The organism is Streptomyces sp. CA-243310, from assembly GCF_050936775.1.
In the GTDB taxonomy this organism is placed as follows: domain Bacteria; phylum Actinomycetota; class Actinomycetes; order Streptomycetales; family Streptomycetaceae; genus Streptomyces.
This window is the reverse complement of the sequence record NZ_JBNJMF010000002.1, coordinates 2331313-2349260: the sequence shown is the minus strand read 5'-3', so window position 1 is coordinate 2349260 and position 17948 is coordinate 2331313. Positions and strand designations below refer to the sequence as shown.

The 17948-nt window shown below is 69.9% G+C and carries 16 protein-coding genes and 1 pseudogene; 11 read left to right on the top strand and 6 right to left on the bottom strand.

Translation table 11 applies throughout. The features are described 5' to 3' along the window. Nucleotides 1-11 precede the first annotated feature (11 nt). Nucleotides 12-404: a MerR family transcriptional regulator gene (locus ACQEVM_RS28220; protein WP_351376111.1), complete on the top strand. Its 393-nt coding sequence runs from the start codon at nucleotides 12-14 to the stop codon at nucleotides 402-404. Further along, entirely contained in the window at nucleotides 401-1423 is a 1023-nt protein-coding gene (locus ACQEVM_RS28215; RefSeq protein ID WP_433083594.1) for an aldo/keto reductase, read from the top strand. Before ACQEVM_RS28220 ends, ACQEVM_RS28215 begins: the two co-directional genes overlap by 4 nt. A 134-nt stretch (nucleotides 1424-1557) precedes the next feature. Here ACQEVM_RS28215 and ACQEVM_RS28210 read toward each other — a convergent pair whose 3' ends face one another. The 3 genes from ACQEVM_RS28210 to ACQEVM_RS28200 form a co-directional block, all read right to left on the bottom strand. Continuing rightward, nucleotides 1558-2382: a DUF4429 domain-containing protein gene (locus tag ACQEVM_RS28210; RefSeq protein ID WP_433083592.1), complete on the bottom strand. Its 825-nt coding sequence runs from the start codon at nucleotides 2380-2382 to the stop codon at nucleotides 1558-1560. Nucleotides 2383-2466: 84 nt separating this feature from the next. Beyond that, nucleotides 2467-3615 carry an alpha/beta hydrolase gene (locus tag ACQEVM_RS28205; RefSeq protein WP_433085425.1) on the bottom strand — a complete coding sequence of 383 codons (1149 nt, stop codon included), beginning with the start codon at nucleotides 3613-3615 and terminating at the stop codon, nucleotides 2467-2469. A 245-nt stretch (nucleotides 3616-3860) separates the two neighbouring features. Next, nucleotides 3861-4523: a TetR/AcrR family transcriptional regulator gene (locus ACQEVM_RS28200; RefSeq protein ID WP_433083590.1), complete on the bottom strand. Its 663-nt coding sequence runs from the start codon at nucleotides 4521-4523 to the stop codon at nucleotides 3861-3863. 158 nt (nucleotides 4524-4681) lie between these two features. Between ACQEVM_RS28200 and ACQEVM_RS28195 the strand changes: the two are divergent. Together ACQEVM_RS28195 and ACQEVM_RS28190 are read left to right on the top strand one after the other, a co-directional pair. Next, nucleotides 4682-6249, top strand: a pseudogene (locus tag ACQEVM_RS28195) (MFS transporter). A gap of 196 nt (nucleotides 6250-6445) precedes the next feature. Further along, a complete protein-coding gene (locus ACQEVM_RS28190; protein ID WP_267797883.1) occupies nucleotides 6446-6841 on the top strand; it encodes a peptidase inhibitor family I36 protein in 396 nt (131 codons plus the stop codon). On the opposite strand, the gene ACQEVM_RS28185 is transcribed toward ACQEVM_RS28190, so the two are convergent. Together ACQEVM_RS28185 and aceE are read right to left on the bottom strand one after the other, a co-directional pair. Beyond that, nucleotides 6822-7655: a potassium channel family protein gene (locus ACQEVM_RS28185; protein ID WP_433083588.1), complete on the bottom strand. Its 834-nt coding sequence runs from the start codon at nucleotides 7653-7655 to the stop codon at nucleotides 6822-6824. The genes ACQEVM_RS28190 and ACQEVM_RS28185 overlap by 20 nt on opposite strands. Nucleotides 7656-7759: 104 nt before the next feature. Next, nucleotides 7760-10492, bottom strand: coding sequence for a pyruvate dehydrogenase (acetyl-transferring), homodimeric type (aceE, locus tag ACQEVM_RS28180; RefSeq protein WP_433083586.1), 2733 nt, complete (start codon nucleotides 10490-10492; stop codon nucleotides 7760-7762). A gap of 461 nt (nucleotides 10493-10953) precedes the next feature. On the opposite strand from aceE, the gene ACQEVM_RS28175 reads away from it, so the two are divergent. The 6 genes from ACQEVM_RS28175 to ACQEVM_RS28150 all read left to right on the top strand — a co-directional run bounded on the left by ACQEVM_RS28175 (nucleotide 10954) and on the right by ACQEVM_RS28150 (nucleotide 15514). Continuing rightward, complete coding sequence (locus ACQEVM_RS28175; protein WP_053677871.1) at nucleotides 10954-11388, top strand: DUF3052 domain-containing protein; 435 nt, start codon at nucleotides 10954-10956, stop codon at nucleotides 11386-11388. A 189-nt stretch (nucleotides 11389-11577) separates the two neighbouring features. Then, a complete protein-coding gene (locus tag ACQEVM_RS28170; protein ID WP_351376132.1) occupies nucleotides 11578-12036 on the top strand; it encodes a peroxiredoxin in 459 nt (152 codons plus the stop codon). 165 nt (nucleotides 12037-12201) lie between these two features. Next, nucleotides 12202-12777 (top strand): TerD family protein, encoded by a 576-nt coding sequence (locus ACQEVM_RS28165; protein WP_433083583.1) that lies wholly within the window; start codon nucleotides 12202-12204, stop codon nucleotides 12775-12777. A gap of 124 nt (nucleotides 12778-12901) precedes the next feature. Further along, nucleotides 12902-13477, top strand: coding sequence for a TerD family protein (locus ACQEVM_RS28160; RefSeq protein WP_053677921.1), 576 nt, complete (start codon nucleotides 12902-12904; stop codon nucleotides 13475-13477). Nucleotides 13478-13502: 25 nt separating this feature from the next. Then, nucleotides 13503-14618, top strand: coding sequence for a DUF475 domain-containing protein (locus ACQEVM_RS28155; protein WP_433083581.1), 1116 nt, complete (start codon nucleotides 13503-13505; stop codon nucleotides 14616-14618). Nucleotides 14619-14761: 143 nt separating this feature from the next. Then, on the top strand, nucleotides 14762-15514 hold the full coding sequence (locus ACQEVM_RS28150) for a TerD family protein (protein ID WP_384613245.1): 753 nt from the start codon (nucleotides 14762-14764) through the stop codon (nucleotides 15512-15514). A 69-nt stretch (nucleotides 15515-15583) separates the two neighbouring features. Here ACQEVM_RS28150 and ACQEVM_RS28145 read toward each other — a convergent pair whose 3' ends face one another. Further along, nucleotides 15584-16348, bottom strand: a complete 765-nt coding sequence (locus ACQEVM_RS28145; protein WP_433083579.1) for a TerD family protein — start codon at nucleotides 16346-16348, stop codon at nucleotides 15584-15586. 194 nt (nucleotides 16349-16542) lie between these two features. On the opposite strand from ACQEVM_RS28145, the gene ACQEVM_RS28140 reads away from it, so the two are divergent. After that, a complete protein-coding gene (locus ACQEVM_RS28140) occupies nucleotides 16543-17709 on the top strand; it encodes an HpcH/HpaI aldolase/citrate lyase family protein (protein ID WP_433083577.1) in 1167 nt (388 codons plus the stop codon). The last annotated feature ends 239 nt before the right edge of the window (nucleotides 17710-17948 follow it).

The window sequence follows — 17948 nt, the reverse complement described above, 5'->3', positions numbered from 1 at the left end:
AGCGTGGGGTCATGAGCCTGACGCAGACGCGGTACACGATCAGCGAGGTCGAGGCCCGCACCGGTCTGACCCAGCACACACTGCGCTGGTACGAGCGGATCGGCCTGATGCCGCACGTGGACCGCTCCCACTCGGGACAGCGGCGGTTCACCGACAAGGATCTCGACTGGCTGGCGTTCGTGGGCAAACTGCGCGCCACCGGGATGTCGGTGGCGGACATGGTCCGGTACGCGGAACTGGTCCGCGAGGGCGCGCACACCGTCGACCAGCGGCGCGAGCTGCTGGAGCGGACGCGCCACGAGGTGCGGTCGCGGATCACGGAGCTGACCGACGCGCTCGCCGTACTGGACTACAAGATCGGGATGTACTCGATGGGCACGACGACGGGGAAGGCACGGCCATGACGGAGCACGACGAGGTCATCGAGCAGGTCGAGCTGGGCGAGGGCGGCCCGCTGGTGGGCGTCCAGGGCCTGGGCTGCATGGGCATGAGCGAGTTCTACGGGGACACCGACGAGGCGCTCGCGCGGCGGACCCTGGAGGCGGCGCTGACGGCGGGGGTCACCCTCATCGACACCGCGGACATCTACGGGCGGGGCCGCAACGAGGAGTTCATCGCGCCGTTCGTGGCCGCCCACCGGGACGAGATCACCCTGGCCACGAAGTTCGCCATCGAGCGCAACGACGACCCCCACTACCGGGGCATCCGCAACGACCCCGCCTACGTCCGGCAGGCCGTCGAGGGCAGCCTGCGCCGGCTCGGTACCGACGTCATCGACCTCTACTACATGCACCGGCGCGACCCGGCCGTGCCGTTCGCCGAGTCGGTGGGCGCCATGGCCGAACTGGTCCGGGAGGGGAAGGTGCGACACCTGGGGCTGAGCGAGGTCACCGGTGCCGAACTGCGCGAGGCGCACGCGGTGCACCCGATCACGGCGCTCCAGTCGGAGTGGTCGCTGTTCAGCCGGGACGTGGAGCACAGCGCGGTCGGCGCGGCGGCGGAGCTGGGCGTGGCCTTCGTGCCCTACTCCCCGCTCGGGCGCGGCTTCCTCACCGGGGCGTTCGCGGACGCGGGCACGGACCTGTCGGCGGGCGACTTCCGCAGGTACCAGCCGCGGTTCACCGGCGACAACGCCAGGACCAACGCGGCGCTGCTGGCGCCCGTCCGTGAGATCGCCGCCGCCCACGGGGCGACACCGGCGCAGATCGCCCTGGCGTGGGTGCAGCAGCGGGCGAAGGTGCACGGCCTGCCGGTGGTCCCGATCCCGGGCACCCGCAAGCCGGGCCGACTCGCGGAGAACGCGGCCGCGACCCGCATCACCCTGACGGCCGCCGAACTGGCGCTGCTCGAACCGATCGCCTCCCGGGTGGCGGGCGACCGCTACCCCGACATGAGTTCCACGTCGGCGGCGCGGGAGGGCTAGGTCCTGTCGTCGAAGTGGCGCCGGTAGGGCCCGCGGTGTTCGGTGCCGTGCATCGCGAGGCGGAGGGGCGTCCGTGTACCGGACGTACTGGGATGCCCCGACAACGCGGCGAGGTGCGGTACCGGCCGCCGGGCTCAGGCGTCGGCCGCGAAGCGGTCGCGCAGGGCCGCGTACTCGGCGTCGGTGAGCAGGCCCGCGCCGTGCAGTTCGCTCAGGTGCCGGAGCCGCTCGTCGACCTGGGGGTGCGGATCGGAACCGGCCCTGCCGCCGACGGCGGCGAGGACGGACGCCGCGAACGGCAGCGACTCGTGCACCGCCCCGTATCCGATCCCGAACACCGCGGCCGCCAGGTCGTGGTCGGGCCGTGCGTCACCGGCGGCGACGCCGTCCCGGGGCAGGAGCCGCAGATGGCCGTCCGGGCCGTCGGGGGAGCGCCACTCGACCCCGCCGATCTCGGCCAGCGGGTACCGCTGGTCGCCCGCCTTCCACTTCGTGCCGCTGGCACCCGTACGCGACCACTGGAAGGTGACCGCCGAACCGTCGAAGCCCACCCTCGCGTCGTACGCCTTCAGGTGGATCGGCGGTTCCGGGGCGCGGACCAGGAATCGTTCGGCCGGTTCGGCGGGTCCCAGCCGTCCCCGCAGGGCGTCGACCAGCGAAGCCGCCTGGGGTGCCCGATCGCCGGGCAGGACCAGCCGGTACGGATCGCAGGCTTCCTTCAGCTGCCCCGCGGCGACCTCCATCAGCGGATCCGCTCCCGGGCGCGGGACGGCGCGCAGCACCGCCGTGTCCCGTTTCCCCCCGGTCACGGTCACCTCGGACAGCGCCTCCAGGGGGATGTGTCGTTCCCCCAGGGCGTGCCAGAGCCTCGGCGTGCGCAGCCCCCTCGTGAAGCGGATGATCACCGCGTCCGAGTCGAGTTCCCAGACGGCATGGTTTCCGGCCAATACATCCCCCATGCGGCACATCGTAGAGGGACGGGCCCCCGCGCGTCCCCTGGCCGCAGGAACGGTTTTCCCGCGCTCCGTGCCCAGGAGGGCCCGTCAGCCCTCGTCAGTCACCGTCTGTGGCGAAATTCCGTTGCCACAACCGTCGGCACCGCTCGCGCACACGACGGAACCGAAGGTGCCGGTTCCGATCTTGGCGAAGTTGTCCAACGAGGCCGTTCCTGGCTCGAAGTAGCCGTTGTGGCTCCCGGCCCCGGCCGAGGACAGCCGCCGCGCGCCGAAGGCCCGGGAAACCGGATCCGCCCCGTGGCCCACCCCGCCGACCTCCAGGTGCGGCACGTCGGCGATCCAGTCGCCGGGGTCCCGGGTCGCCCACACCCGTGCTCGGGTGTGCAGGTCTGCGGCGCTCGACGCGCGCATGCCCGGGCTGCCCGCCACCACCACGTCGGTCACCCGCGCCGGCAGGTGGTGCGCGGCGACCCCGCACACCACCGATCCGTAGCTGTGGCAGAACAGGGCGACGCTCGCGTCCCCGGGCAGGGCCGTGGCGAGGGCCTCCAGTCGGGAGGCTCCGTCCACCGCCAGCCGGCCCGTCGCGGCGTCCACGCCCACGCCTATGGGCGCGGTGTACCCGGCCCAGGCGATGACGGCGGTCCGACCGTCGGGCGCCGCCGCGCGCTCGGCCTCGTACAGGGACTGCGCCATGCCCACGGGCGAGGTGAGCCGGCGGCGGCTGCGCTCGAAGGTGACCACGTCGGTGTCGACGCCGGGCACGATCACCGACACGCGGCGCGCCCGGTCGAGGTCGCCGAAGACCTCGGCGACGAGCCCGTCGCCGGTGGGGTCGAAGGTGAGGATCTGACGGTCGGGATCCGCGAGGGACTCGAAGCGGTGCACGCGGCGGGTGGCCTCGGCCCGGTCGGTCGGGGTCACGCCGACGTCCCGGCTGCGGGCCTCCTCCACGCGTCGCGCCTGCTCCAGGCCGAGCAGGTTGGCCCGGTAGCGGGTGGTGGCGGGGACGCCGTCGAGGTTTCCGACGACGAGCGGGTAGCCGTCCGCGAGCCGGGCGCGCTGGGCGCCGTCGAGGCTGCCGAAGAATCGGGCCACCGTGCGGGCGGGTGCGTCGGCCGGCGGCAGCGGGCGGCCGTCGATGCGGGCCACGGCCCACGCCGAGAGAGCGACGGCACGCGGCGAGACGCCCGACTCGGGGCGGTGGACGGCGGTCCAGCCCGTCGTCACCAGCATGACGAGGACGACCGCCAGCACGAAAAGGGTGCGCAGGGCGGCGGGGCGCTCGGAGGCGCCGGCGAGGTGGTGGACGGGGCCGGGCAGGTTCACTGGAGCCAGCCTAGGAGACCGTTCGAGCCAGTGGCGCGCCAGGTGACGGGCGTCACCGCCGACCGTGTCACACCCGCGTGATCCACCCCGCGCGCCGGCGCGTCGTGCGCCGCCCGCCGGCTCGCCCCGCACCCCGCCGTGTGCACGGCCTGCTACGCGGGCCGCCGCCAGTCCGCGGCCAGTGCCGGACCGATCTGGTCGAGGTACGCCTCGGTCATCCGCCGGATCGCGGCCACGCTGGCGTCCTGGCCCTGGCCCCACAGGCGCCCTGTGACCCGCATCACCCCGGAGAACGCGGCGACGACCACCCGGGGGCGCGGGTCGACGTCCAGGTCCAGGCCCTCGCGGGCGGCGATCAGCCGCGAGATCTCCTCCTCCAGCTCCGTGGAGCGCCGCAGGTGGACGGCGAGCAGGGCCGGCGTGGACTCGATGAGCTGGTAGCCGCGCATGTACAGGTCGACCGGGACCACCTCGGAGATGGCCTCCTCGACGGTGTCCCAGGCGGCGAGCACCGCGTTGCGCATGGCCTCCAGCGGCCCCTCGGACGCCGGACGGGCCCGCAGTTCGGCGACGAAGTGGGACTCGACGATGTCCTGGACGGCGAAGGCGACCTCTTCCTTGTTCGCGAAGTAGCGGAAGAAGGTGCGCTGGGAGACGTCCACCGCGTCGGTGATCTCGTCGACGGTCGTCTGCTCGTAGCCCTGCGCGATGAAGAGCAGGAGGGCGGCGCGCAGCAGGGCGTCGCGGGTGCGCCGCTTCTTGCGTTCGCGCAGTCCGGCCGCCGGGGAAGCCGGGGCGGGCCGCAGGTCGGTCATCACCGTGGGTTCCCTTTCTGACGCTCAGTGAGCGGTCAGGGTACCTGTGACCGACCTGACAGTGGCCGTCTCGTTAAGCCGTTTGTGAAGTGTCAGTCGCTGTCACTAGCCTGTTCGCATGACTAGTCAGATCACCGTCAAGGACCGGGGACCAGCCGGTGGACAAGGCCCGGCATCGACCCGCACCGGACTGCGCGGTCACCCCTGGTTGACCCTCTTCGCCGTGGCGATCGGCGTCATGATGGTCACCCTCGACGGCACGATCGTCGCCGTCGCCAACCCCGCGATCCAAAAGGACCTCGGCGCCTCGCTGGCCGACGTGCAGTGGATCACCAACGGCTACCTGCTCGCCCTCGCGGTCTCCCTGATCACCGCCGGCAAGCTCGGCGACCGCTTCGGACACCGGCAGACCTTCCTCATCGGCATCGCCGGCTTCGCGGTCTCCTCGGCCGCCATCGGCCTGTCCACCGGCGTGGAACTCGTCATCGGCTTCCGCGTCGCCCAGGGCCTCTTCGGCGCCCTGCTGATGCCCGCCGCGCTCGGCCTGCTGCGCGCCACCTTCCCCGCCGAGAAGCTCAACATGGCCATCGGCATCTGGGGCATGGTCATCGGCGCCTCGACCGCCGCCGGCCCCATCGTCGGCGGCCTGCTCGTCGAACACGTCAACTGGCAGTCCGTCTTCTTCATCAACGTGCCCGTCGGCATCCTCGCGCTCGCCTTCGGCCTGGTCATCCTGCTCGACCACCGGGCCGAGAACGCCCCGCGCTCCTTCGACGTCCCGGGCATCCTGCTCCTGTCCGGCGCGATGTTCTCGTTGATCTGGGCCCTCATCAAGGCCGCCGAATGGGGCTGGGGGGACTGGAAGACCCTGCTCTTCCTCGCCGCGTCCGTGATCCTGTTCGGGCTGTTCGCCGTCTGGGAGACCAAGGTCTCCGAACCGCTGATCCCGCTCGGCATGTTCCGCTCCGTGCCCCTGTCGGCCGGCACCGTCCTCATGGTGCTGATGGCCTTCGCCTTCATGGGGGGCCTGTTCTTCGTCACCTTCTACCTGCAGAACGTGCACGGCATGAGCCCGGTCGACAGCGGCCTGCACCTGCTGCCGCTCACCGGCATGATGATCATCGGATCGCCGCTGGCCGGCGCCGCCATCACCAAGGTCGGCCCGCGCGTCCCGCTCGTCTCCGGCATGGTCGCCACCGCCGTCGCCTGCTTCGGGATGGCCCGACTCACCCCGGACACCGCCACCCTCACCATGTCGATCTGGTTCGCCCTCCTCGGCCTCGGCCTCGCCCCCGTCATGGTCGGCGCCACCGAGGTCATCGTCGGCAACGCCCCGCTGGAACTGTCCGGCGTCGCCGGCGGACTCCAACAGGCCGCCATGCAGGTCGGCGGCAGCCTCGGCACCGCCGTCCTCGGCGCGGTCATGGCGGGCACCGTCAGTGACTCGTTCGGGGACAACTGGGTCAAGGCGCAGCTCCCGCCGCTCACCCCCGAACAGCTCGACCTCGCCGAGAAGGGCGTCCAGGTCGGCATCGCCCCCGTCCCCGAGGGCGTCCCCGCCGAGGTGGCCCGGGCGATCACCACGGTCGCCCACGACACGTTCGTGTCCGGCATGAACACCGCCTTCACCGTCGCGGGCGTCGTCGCGGTCCTCGCCGCGGTCGTGGCCTGCTTCACCAAGCGCGGCGACAACGCCCCCGCAGGGGCCGGCGCGGCCCACATCTGAGCCCGCCCGGAACCCCCGCGACGACGTCAACCCCGTACGCCCGACAGCCCCGCCGGACGGTTCCGGCGGGGCTGTCGCCTATCCGGGTGGACCCGCCCGCGCCCCCTTCCGCCCGAGCGTCCGTGCAGGTCAGCGTGGTGCCATCGGAAACCCGGAAACGGTCCGGGACCCCGTGTCCACAAGGAGTTGACCCGTCATGCGTACGAGTTTCCCCACCCGCCCCAGCACGTTCCTGGCCGCCGCCGTCCTCGCCGCCACCGCCCTGATCCCCGGTACGGCCACCGGAGCCCACGCCGCCGGGCCACCGCCCCTCGCGGCCTGCGCCCCCGGTCAGCTGTGCCTGTGGGCGAAGCCGGACTTCAAGGGCGCCAAGCAGGTCCACGAGCTGAGCACCGTCAGCATCAACAGCTGCACCGCCCTGCCGCCCGGCACCAGCGCCCAGTCGCTCGCCAACCGGGTCGGCCGCCCGGTGACCACGTACCAGTCGGCCGAATGCGCGGAGACCGGGGAGTTCCAGACCTACCCCGGCGACGGGGTCTGGCTGCCCTCCTCGCCCTACCAGGTCAGGGCGTTCAAGGTGTGGGAGCGGTAGCCCCGAGCGGCGCCGGGGACCCCGGTCGGACGGCCGCGGCGGCGGCCACGGGGCCCGCGGCCCCGTGATCCCCGAGCGGGCCGGTCCCCGCGCCGCCGCCGAGCCGGGCGACCTCGGCGCGCAGGGCCCGCACCTCGGCCGTCAGCTCGGTGATCGCCGCGGTCTGGGCCCGCTCCACCTGGTCGTCGCGCTCGAAGCGGGAGATGAACCAGGCGGCGATGTTCGCCGTCACCACACCGAGCAGGGCGATCCCGGACAGCATCAGCCCGACCGCCAGCAGCCGACCCAGCCCGGTCGTCGGGGAGTGGTCCCCGTACCCGACCGTCGTCATGGTGGTCACCGACCACCACAGGGCGTCCCCGAGGTTCTTGATGTTGCCGTCGGGGGCGTCCCGCTCCACGCTCAGCACCGCGAGCGAGCCGAACATCAGCAGCCCGACCACCGAGCCCGCCACGTACGTCGTCAACCGGATCTGCGGCGCCATCCGGGCCCGCCGCCCCACCAGCATCAGCGTCGACACCAGCCGCAGCAGCCGCAGCGGCTGGATCATCGGCAGCAGCACCGCCGCCAGGTCCAGCCAGTGGGTCCGCACGAAGGCCCCGCGCGCCGGCGACAGGAACAGCCGCACCAGGTAGTCGGCGGCGAACGCCCCCCACACCACCCACTCCGCATGGGTACAGGCGCGGTGCACGACCGGGCCCGCGTCGGGCGCGACGATCGGCACGGCATAGGCGACGGCGAACGTCAGGGCGAGCACGAGCAGCGGAGTCTGCGTCCGCCGCTCCCACCGCGACTGCCGGGAGGCTTCCTTCATGCCCAGCATCGTAAGGACTGCGTAAACCCCGTGAGAACGGAGAAGGGAGCGGGGCCGGGGCATCCGCCCCGACCCCGCTCCCGACGATCAGCCCGTCACGGGCGTCAGGCGTCGCCGCCCGCCGCACCCGGGTCGGCCGCGGTGACGTCCAACAGCTGGTACCGGTCGATCGCCTGCTTCAGCAGCGAACGGTCGACCTTCCCCGCCTTCGCCAGCTCGGTCAGCACCGCCAGCACCACCGACTGCGCGTCGATGTGGAAGAACCGGCGCGCCGCGCCCCGCGTGTCCGCGAAGCCGAAGCCGTCCGCACCCAGCGAGGTGTACGCACCCGGCACCCACCGCGAGATCTGGTCCGGCACCGACCGCATCCAGTCCGAGACCGCCACGAACGGGCCCTCGGCACCGGACAGCTTGCGGGTCACGTACGGGACGCGCTGCTCCTCCTCCGGGTGGAGCAGGTTGTGCTCCTCCACCGAGACGGCCTCGCGGCGCAGCTCGTTCCAGGAGGTCGCCGACCAGACGTCGGCCTTGACGTCCCAGTCCTCGGCCAGGACGCGCTGGGCCTCCAACGCCCACGGCACGGCCACGCCGGAGGCCATGATCTGCGCCCCGATGGTGCCCGCCGTACCGGCCGAGACGCGGTGGATGCCCTGGAGGATGCCGTCCACGTCCACGTCCGCCGGCTCGGCGGGGTGCTGGATCGGCTCGTTGTAGACCGTCAGGTAGTAGAAGACGTCCTCCGCGTCGGGCCCGTACATCCGCCGCAGACCGTCCTTGACGATGTGCGCGATCTCGTACCCGTACGCCGGGTCGTACGCGACACAGCCCGGGTTGGTCGACGCCAGCAACTGGGAGTGACCGTCGGCGTGCTGGAGGCCCTCACCCGTGAGGGTGGTTCGACCCGCCGTCGCACCGAGGACGAAACCGCGCGCCAACTGGTCGGCCATCTGCCAGAACTGGTCACCGGTGCGCTGGAAACCGAACATCGAGTAGAAGACGTAGACCGGGATCAGCGGCTCGCCGTGCGTCGCGTACGCGGAACCCGCCGCGATCAGCGAAGCCGTGCAACCCGCCTCCGAGATGCCGTCGTGCAGCATCTGGCCCGTCGGCGACTCCTTGTACGCGAGCAGCAGCTCGCGGTCGACCGCCTCGTACTGCTGACCCAGCGGGTTGTAGATCTTGGCGCTCGGGAAGAACGCGTCCATGCCGAAGGTCCGGTACTCGTCCGGCGCGATCAGCACGAAGCGCTTGCCGATCTCCTTGTCCCGCATGAGGTCCTTCAGGATGCGGACGAAGGCCATCGTCGTGGCGATCGACTGCTGACCCGAACCCTTCCTGGCCGCCGCGTAGGTCTTCTCGTCCGGCAGCTGGAGCGGCTTCGCGCGCACCACACGGGTCGGCACGTAGCCGCCGTGGGCGTTGCGCTGGTCGTGCATGTACTGGATCTCGGGGGAGTTGCGGCCCGGGTGGTAGTACGGCGGCGCGCCGCCCTCCAACCGGGCGTCCGTGATCGGGATGTGCAGGCGGTCGCGGAAGCGCTTGAGGTCGTCGACCGTCAGCTTCTTCATCTGGTGCGTCGCGTTGCGGCCCTCGAAGTTCGGGCCCAGCGTCCAGCCCTTGACCGTCTGCGCCAGGATCACCGTCGGCTGGCCCTTGTGGGCCTTGGCCGCCGCGTACGCCGCGTAGACCTTCTTGTGGTCGTGACCGCCGCGACCCAGGTGCTGGATCTGGTAGTCGGTCATGTTCTCGACCATCGCGCGCAGCCGCTGGTCGCCGCCGAAGAAGTGCTCGCGGATGTACGCGCCGGACTCGGTGGCGTACGTCTGGAACTGCCCGTCCGGCGTCGAGTTCATCTTGTTGACCAGGATGCCGTCGCGGTCCTGGGCCAACAGCGGGTCCCAGGAACGGTCCCAGATCAGCTTGATGACGTTCCAGCCGGCGCCGCGGAACTGCGACTCCAACTCCTGGATGATCTTGCCGTTGCCGCGCACCGGGCCGTCGAGACGCTGGAGGTTGCAGTTGACGACGAACGTCAGGTTGTCCAGGCCCTCGCGGGCGGCGATGGACAACTGGCCCAGCGACTCCGGCTCGTCCATCTCGCCGTCGCCGAGATACGCCCAGACGTGGGACTTGGAGGTGTCCGCGATGCCGCGCGCCTCCATGTACCGGTTCATCCGCGCCTGGTAGATGGCGCCGAGCGGACCGAGACCCATCGAGACGGTCGGGAACTCCCAGAAGTCCGGCATCAGCCGCGGGTGCGGATAGCTGGACAGACCGTACGGCGCCTTCGACTTCTCCTGCCGGAACGCGTCGAGCTGCTGCTCGGAGAGCCGGTCGAGGAGGTAGGCGCGGGCGTAGATGCCGGGGGAGGCGTGACCCTGGAAGAAGATCTGGTCGCCGCCGTCGCCCTCGTCCTTGCCCCGGAAGAAGTGGTTGAAGCCCACGTCGTAGAGGGAGGCGGAGGAGGCGAAGGTCGCGATGTGACCGCCGACGCCGATCCCGGGACGCTGGGCGCGCGAGACCATGACGGCCGCGTTCCACCGGGTCGCGTTCAGGACCTTGCGCTCGATCTCCTCGTTGCCGGGGAAGAACGGCTCGTCCTTGGTGGCGATCGTGTTGACATAGTCCGTGCTGCGCATCTCGGGCACGGCCACGCGCTTCTCGCGGGCCCGCTCGATCAACCGCAGCATCAGGTAGCGGGCACGTTCACGGCCCCGCTCGTCGACGGCGGCGTCCAGGGAGTCGAGCCACTCCTGCGTCTCCTCCGGATCGAAGTCCGGGACCTGACTCGGCAGGCCGCCAATGATGATCGGATTGCGATCGGATGCGGAAGCCACGCTGTTCCTTCGCTGTCGGGGGAGTCGCGCCTTGGGGTCGCCGCCTCCCATGGTCTTACGCTCAGCCGAAATCTTCACCTCTACCACTGGGTAACCCCTGGAAACTCCGGGCATCGCGAGTGGAGCGGGGAGGAGGGGCGGCAAGCGGTCGGCGAGCGGGTACGGCCACATCGCAACCTTACGCCCAAGACGATCAGCCGGTTCGTAAGGCAGTTCGCCCCTCAAACAGGCGGGAAAGTCCTCCAGCGGCGACGAATGGGCCGCAATGGTGTGGGATGAATCACCCGGGGTACGCGAGGGAAGGCTGAAAGTTGCGGCGAGACGGCCGCAATCGTCACCGTTTCGACGGTCTCGGCGGCCGGGTACTTGCGCGATCCGCCGCGCCCGTGTGGACTACGCCCAATGCTGCGCGTACGCGCGCCGCCGAAAGACATTCACCGAACATGAGCAGGAGGCACCCCGTGAGCGCGACCGCGGACCACGCGGAGACCAGTCTGGTTTCCAGGCTGGGTTTCGAGTCCGAACAGGTGGTCCAGGAGATCGGCTACGACGACGACGTCGATCAGGAATTCCGTGACGCCGTCGAGAGTCACATCGGCAATGATCTCGTCGACGAGGAGTACGACGACGTCGCCGATGCGGTGCTGCTCTGGTTCCGGGACGAAGACGGCGACCTGACGGACACGCTGGTCGATTCCATCAACTTGGTGGAGGACGGCGCACTGATCCTGCTGCTGACCCCCAAGACCGGTCGTCCCGGCTACGTCGAGGCCAGCGACATCAGCGAGGCCGCCGAAACGGCCGGCCTGTCGCAGACCCGGAGCGTCAGCGTCGGCAAGGAGTGGGCCGCCACCAAGTTGGTGACCCCCAAGACCGCAGCCAAGTCCAAGCGCTGAGCCGCGCCCCGCAGCCAAGCGGACAACGCACCCCGCCGACCGGAATCGACCCCGGTCGGCGGGGTGCGTTCGTTACGCTCCCCGACCCCGTCGTCGAAGCGGCGCCCGGCGCCGCTTCGACGACAGGGCCTAGGCTGCACTCACCCGAACAGCTCAACGCACGCATGCGGGAACGAAGGGATGCGACAGATGGCGATCGAGGTCGGCGACAAGGCCCCGGACTTCGAACTCAAGGACAACCACGGTGCCACCGTGCGGCTCTCCGACTTCCGGGGGGAGAAGGCCGTGGTGCTGCTCTTCTACCCGTTCGCCTTCACCGGCGTCTGCACCGGCGAGCTGTGCGAGCTGCGCGACCGGCTGCCCCGGTTCCAGAACGACGACGTGCAGCTGCTGGCGGTCTCCAACGACTCCGTGCCGACCCTGCGGGTCTTCGGCGAGCAGGAGAACCTGGAGTACCCGCTGCTGTCGGACTTCTGGCCGCACGGCGAGACCTCCCGCGCCTACGGCGTCCTCGACGAGGAGAAGGGCTGCGCGGTCCGCGGCACCTTCATCATCGACAAGGACGGCATCGTGCGCTGGACCGTCGTCAACGGCCTGCCCGACGCGCGTGACCTGAACGAGTACATCAAGGCCCTCGACAGCCTCTGAGGGGCCCGCCGGGCCCACGAGAAGCGCTCGCGGGCATTGTTTCCGGGCATTGTTCCGCACGAAAATTCAGTTACAGGCGGGAACCCGTCACTAGGATCGGAACGTTGATCCGGTAGCAACCGCACGACGGGGCCCCGCCCCACACAGAAACCTTATGGAGGACCCGTGGGAGTCAGCCTCAGCAAGGGCGGCAACGTCTCGCTGACCAAGGCCGCGCCCAACCTGACGGCGGTCATCGTCGGTCTCGGCTGGGACGCTCGCACCACCACCGGTGTCGACTTCGACCTCGACGCCAGCGCGATCCTGACCAACGACCAGGGCAAGGTCGCCAGCGACTCGAACTTCGTGTTCTTCAACAACCTGAAGAGCCCGGACGGCTCGGTCGAGCACACCGGCGACAACACCACCGGTGAGGGCGAAGGCGACGACGAGGCGATCAAGGTCAACCTCGCCGGTGTCCCGGCCGACGTGTCGAAGATCGTCTTCCCCGTCTCGATCTACGAGGCCGAGAGCCGCCAGCAGAGCTTCGGGCAGGTCCGCAACGCGTACATCCGCGTCGTGAACCAGGCCGACAACACCGAGCTCGCCCGCTACGACCTCTCCGAGGACGCCTCGACCGAGACCGCCATGGTCTTCGGCGAGCTGTACCGCAACGGGGCGGAGTGGAAGTTCCGCGCCATCGGCCAGGGCTACGCCTCGGGCCTGCGCGGCATCGCGCAGGACTTCGGCGTCAACGTCTGAGCCCCAGCTCCACGGCCGCTCCCGCGGCCGCATCCCGTCCGGCGCCGTGCACTGTGTGTACGGCGCCGGACCGGCTTGTACCACCGGCACCACCATCACCACGTCGTCCGGGGAGGACCACAACATGGGCGTCACACTCGCCAAGGGGGGCAATGTCTCCCTGTCCAAGGCCGCACCGAACCTCACCCGGGTTCTGATCGGACTCGGCTGGGACGCGCGCTCGACCACCGGGGCGGACTTCGACCTCGATGCCAGCGCGCTCCTGTGCAACAGCGGCCGGGTGCTCGGGGACGATTACTTCGTCTTCTACAACAATCTGACGAGCCCGGACGGCTCCGTCGAACACACGGGGGACAACCTCACCGGCGAGGGTGATGGTGACGACGAGTCGATCATCATCGACCTGAGCAAGGTGCCCGCCCAGGTCGACAAGATCGTCTTCCCGGTCTCGATCCACGAGGCGGAGGCCCGCCGGCAGAGCTTCGGCCAGGTCAGCAATGCTTTCATCCGCGTGGTCAACCAGGCCGACGGCCAGGAGTTGGCCCGCTACGACCTCACCGAGGACGCCTCCAGCGAGACCGCGATGATCTTCGGCGAGGTCTACCGGTACGGCGGCGAATGGAAGTTCAGGGCCGTGGGGCAGGGGTACGCGTCGGGGCTCCGGGGCATCGCTCTAGACTTCGGGGTCAACGTTTCGTAAAGCCGTACAACACGATGGGGTGCCAGTGGTTCTCAAAACCTTCGGCTGGTCGTTCGCAGTCACTGCGCTCGGTCTGGTCGCAGCGGTGTTCTACGGGGGGTGGACCGCTTTTGGAATCGTGGCGATCCTTTCGATCCTCGAGATCTCGCTGTCCTTCGACAACGCGGTGGTCAACGCCGGAATCCTGAAGAAGATGAGTGCCTTCTGGCAGAAGATCTTCCTCACGATCGGCGTGCTCATCGCGGTCTTCGGCATGCGACTGGTCTTCCCCGTCGTGATCGTCGCGATCAGCGCCAAGATCGGTCCCATCGAGGCCGTCGATCTCGCCCTCAATGACAAGGACATGTACCAGCAGCTGGTGACGGACGCTCACCCGTCCATCGCCGCCTTCGGTGGCATGTTCCTGCTGATGATCTTCCTCGACTTCATCTTCGAGGACCGGGACATCAAGTGGCTCGCGTGGCTGGAGCGCCCGCTGGCCAAGCTCGGCAAGGTCGACATGCTCTCGGCGTGCATCGCGCTGATCGTCCTGCTCGTCACCTCGATGACCTTCGCCGCCAACGCCCACCAGCACGGTGGCGCGCATGTCGACAAGGCGCAGACCGTCCTGATCTCCGGTATCGCCGGTCTGATCACCTACATGATCGTCGGCGGCCTCTCCGGCTACTTCGAGAACAAGCTCGAAGAAGAGGAGGAAGCCGAGCACGAGGCCGAGGAGGAGGCCAAGAAGACCGGCAAACCCGTCTCCGCGGTCGTCATGTCCGGCAAGGCCGCCTTCTTCATGTTCCTCTACCTCGAAGTCCTCGACGCCTCCTTCTCCTTCGACGGGGTCATCGGCGCCTTCGCCATCACCAACGACATCGTGCTCATGGCCCTCGGCCTCGGCATCGGTGCCATGTACGTCCGCTCGCTGACGGTCTACCTGGTCCGCCAGGGCACCCTCGACGACTACGTGTACCTGGAGCACGGCGCGCACTACGCGATCGGCGCGCTCGCCGTGATCCTGCTCGTCACGATCCAGTACGAGATCCACGAGGTCATCACCGGCCTCGTCGGCGTCGTCCTGATCGCCTGGTCCTTCTGGTCTTCCGTGCGCCGCAACAAGCGCCTGGAGCTGGAGGAATCACCCGCCGAGGCATGACCGCGGCGTTAATGCGGAACGCTCCATTTGCGGGGCGGCCCAAGGGTCCCTCCCGGACGACGTCCGGGGGGCCACGGACCCGGCGGGCCGCCCCGCTTCCGTACGTACAGGGGATACCGGGGATACAGGGGCAAGGGGGGAACATGAGTTTCTTCGAGGGGTTCTTCGACGGCATCAGGGGCGCACGGGCCATGAGGTTCGACTCGGGCCAGGCCTCGTCCAACGCCATCGAGCTGACCAAACGACATCCGACGGTGTCGCTCACCAAACAGCAGGCGGTGCACGGCAATCTGCGGGTGAACCTGTCCTGGCGGATGCGCACCTCCGACATAGGAGGCCGGTCCGGGCAGAGCGGCCGGCTCTTCCGGCACCCCTTCAAGCTGTTCAAGCCGGACATGGTGCAGGCGCACACCCAGGGCATGGTCAACGTCGACCTCGACATCGGTTGCCTCTACGAACTCGCCGACGGCACCCGGGGCGTGGTGCAGCCGCTGGGAAACCTGCACGGCGACATCAACAGCCCGCCGTTCGTGAAGCTCAGCGGCGACGACCGGTTCGGGGCACCGTCCGGCGAGACCATCTTCGTCAACCTCGACCACGCCGAGGCGATCAAGCGGCTGCTCGTCTTCGTCTACATCTACGACCAGACCCCGGCCTTCGACCGGACGCACGCCCTGGTCACTCTCTATCCGATCGCCGGGCCGCGGATCGAGATCCCGCTGGAGGAGCGACACCCCCAGGCCCGCTCGTGCGCGGTGGTCTCCCTGGAGAACGTCAAGGGGGAACTGATCGTCCGCCGCGAGGTGAAGTTCGTGTACGGCTTCCAGGCCGAGTTGGACCGCCTGTACGGGTGGGGGCTCCAGTGGGGGCGGGGCTACAAGAGCACCAAGGCCTGACCGCGGCGACCCGCGCGGCCGTCACGGGGCCGCTCCCGGGGCCGGCCCCGGGGCCGGCCCCGAGGGTGATCAGCGGCGGATGAACTGCGGGCCCTGCACCGGCAGCCGGAACGTCGGATCGCCGGCCGGACCCGGCACCGGGACCGGCGACACCGGCTGCGGGTACCCGTACGCGGGCTCGACGGCCGGCGGGGCCTGGGTCGTCGGAGCGGGCGGCGGGGTCGGGGGACGCATCGCGGCCGTACGGTCCTCGCTCGGGCCCGCGGAGGGGCCCGCGGCGGCCTCGGCGTTCTCGTCGACCGAGATCCCGTGATCGGTGGCCAGCCCGACCAGGCCGTCCGAGTAGCCCTCGCCGAGCGCGCGGAACTTCCACCCGTCCCCGCGGCGGTACAGCTCACCGCAGATGAGGGCCGTCTCGGCACCCGTCTCGGGGTGGACCTCGAAGGAGGCCAGCGGTTCGGCGCCGCCGCTCGGGGTGGCGTCGTAGAGCAGGATCCGCAGGTCCCGTACCCGCTGGAAGGGAACGTCCTCGGCGGAGGCCACCACCAGGATCCGGTCCACGGCCGGGGTCACGGCGCGCAGATCGGCCTGCACGGCGTCCGTGATCGCGTCGCCGATCTGCTTCTTGCCCAGTCGCCACACGGCCCCCGAGGGGTGCCGGGGCTGGTTGTAGAACACGAAGTCCTCGTCCGAGCGCACGCGCCCGTCCGCCCCCACGAGCAGCGCGGAGGCGTCCACGTCGGGCACCTCGGGCCCGGTGGTCCACCGCAACACCGCCCGGACCGCCACGGCGGCCACCGGGATGTTCGAGCCCTTCTGCATCGCGTGCGTCATGCCCGTCATCCTGCCCTCCCGGGCATGACCTGGACAATGCGGCCCCCCGTTGGCCCTTGTACCGAACGCAAGAGCTGGGCATGGTGCAAGAGGGTTACCTGAACTTCATGTGCTTGAGGAACTCTTGACTCAGGTTAGTACGTACTATTACCGGCCACGTCAGTTGGGCCGCCGAAGCAGTACGGGGGAAGCACATGCGTCACTTCGGGCACATATCGCCCATGGTCCGCAAGGACCTCTTCCACCAGGAGCCGGTCGAGTTCACCGCCGCCTCCCCCTCCCGCCTGCTCGCGGCCGCACTCGGCGCCACCCTCTACAGCCCCGCCACCCGCCCCCACCTCGCCGCCGACATCCGCAAACAGGCCGCCCGCGGAGTCCTCTCCATGGTCCTCTGCCTGGAAGATTCCATCAGCGACGCCGAGGTCGGGTCCGGCGAGACGAACCTGATCCGTCAGTTCGAGGCACTCGACGAGCAGGACGACGAGCTCCCCCTGCTCTTCATCCGCGTCCGCACGCCCGAGCAGATACCCGACCTGGTGCGCCGGCTCGGCGGCACGGCCCGACACCTGGCCGGATTCGTACTCCCGAAGTTCACCGAATCCCGGGGTACGGCCTTCCTCGACGCCGTGGCCGAAGCCGAAAGCAGCCACGGGCTGCCCCGCCTGTATGCCATGCCCGTCCTCGAAACCCCCGACCTGCTGCACCTGGAAACCCGCGTAGAGGCCCTCGCCGGCATCTCCCGTACGGTCAATCGCCGTCGCGAGCACGTCCTGGCCCTGCGCCTGGGCGTCACCGACTTCTGCTCCGCGTACGGACTGCGCCGCACCCCGGACATGACCGCCTACGACGTGCAGATCGTCGCGGGCGTCATCGCCGACGTGGTCAACGTGCTCAGCAGGGCCGACGGCACCGGCTTCACCGTCACCGGACCCGTCTGGGAGTACTTCCGCAGCCAGCAGCGCCTCTTCAAGCCGCAGCTGCGGCGCAGCCCCTTCCTTGAGGAGGGCGTCGAGGAACTGCGCACCGCCCTGATCGAACACGACCTGGACGGTCTGCTGCGCGAGATCGAGCTCGACCGGGCCAACGGGCTGATGGGCAAGACCTGCATCCACCCCGCGCACGTCACGCCGGTCCACGCCCTGTCGGTCGTCTCCCACGAGGAATTCAGCGACGCCCAGGACATCCTGCGCCCCGAGCGCGGCGGCGGCGGCGTGATGCGTTCCGCCTACACGAACAAGATGAACGAGGTGAAGCCCCACCGGGCCTGGGCCGAGCGCACCATGCTGCGCGCGGAGGTCTTCGGGGTGGCGCGCGAAGAGGTCGGGTTCGTCGACCTGCTCACGGCAGGGCTCCAGGTGTGAGACCGCCCGTGACCGCCGACAATTTTCACGACGTTCGAGATGCTCAAGACGTTCGAGACGAGAGAGGAAAGACGATCGAAGAGGTGTGGTCGGGAACCTGGGTCGCGGACCGGCTGGGCGTCAGCCTGGAGCAGGGCCAAGGCGGCGGAGCGGCGGGAGCCGCCGGGTCTGCGGGCTCGGCGGGTTCCGCGGGCTCCGTTTCCGCGGGCTCCGCGGGAGCGTTCGGCGCGTCCGGGGAG

Bases quoted from the DNA above. Each gene is read 5' to 3' on its own strand.
- ACQEVM_RS28140 (WP_433083577.1), top strand. From the start codon at position 16,543: ATGCGTCACTTCGGGCACATATCGCCCATGGTCCGCAAGGACCTCTTC.
- ACQEVM_RS28205 (WP_433085425.1), bottom strand. From the start codon at position 3,615: ATGCTGGTGACGACGGGCTGGACCGCCGTCCACCGCCCCGAGTCGGGC.
- ACQEVM_RS28185 (WP_433083588.1), bottom strand. From the start codon at position 7,655: ATGAAGGAAGCCTCCCGGCAGTCGCGGTGGGAGCGGCGGACGCAGACT.
- ACQEVM_RS28210 (WP_433083592.1), bottom strand. From the start codon at position 2,382: ATGGGGGATGTATTGGCCGGAAACCATGCCGTCTGGGAACTCGACTCG.
- ACQEVM_RS28170 (WP_351376132.1), top strand. From the start codon at position 11,578: ATGGCGATCGAGGTCGGCGACAAGGCCCCGGACTTCGAACTCAAGGAC.
- ACQEVM_RS28215 (WP_433083594.1), top strand. From the start codon at position 401: ATGACGGAGCACGACGAGGTCATCGAGCAGGTCGAGCTGGGCGAGGGC.
- ACQEVM_RS28160 (WP_053677921.1), top strand. From the start codon at position 12,902: ATGGGCGTCACACTCGCCAAGGGGGGCAATGTCTCCCTGTCCAAGGCC.
- ACQEVM_RS28145 (WP_433083579.1), bottom strand. From the start codon at position 16,348: ATGACGCACGCGATGCAGAAGGGCTCGAACATCCCGGTGGCCGCCGTG.
- ACQEVM_RS28220 (WP_351376111.1), top strand. From the start codon at position 12: ATGAGCCTGACGCAGACGCGGTACACGATCAGCGAGGTCGAGGCCCGC.
- ACQEVM_RS28150 (WP_384613245.1), top strand. From the start codon at position 14,762: ATGAGTTTCTTCGAGGGGTTCTTCGACGGCATCAGGGGCGCACGGGCC.
- ACQEVM_RS28190 (WP_267797883.1), top strand. From the start codon at position 6,446: ATGCGTACGAGTTTCCCCACCCGCCCCAGCACGTTCCTGGCCGCCGCC.
- ACQEVM_RS28200 (WP_433083590.1), bottom strand. From the start codon at position 4,523: ATGACCGACCTGCGGCCCGCCCCGGCTTCCCCGGCGGCCGGACTGCGC.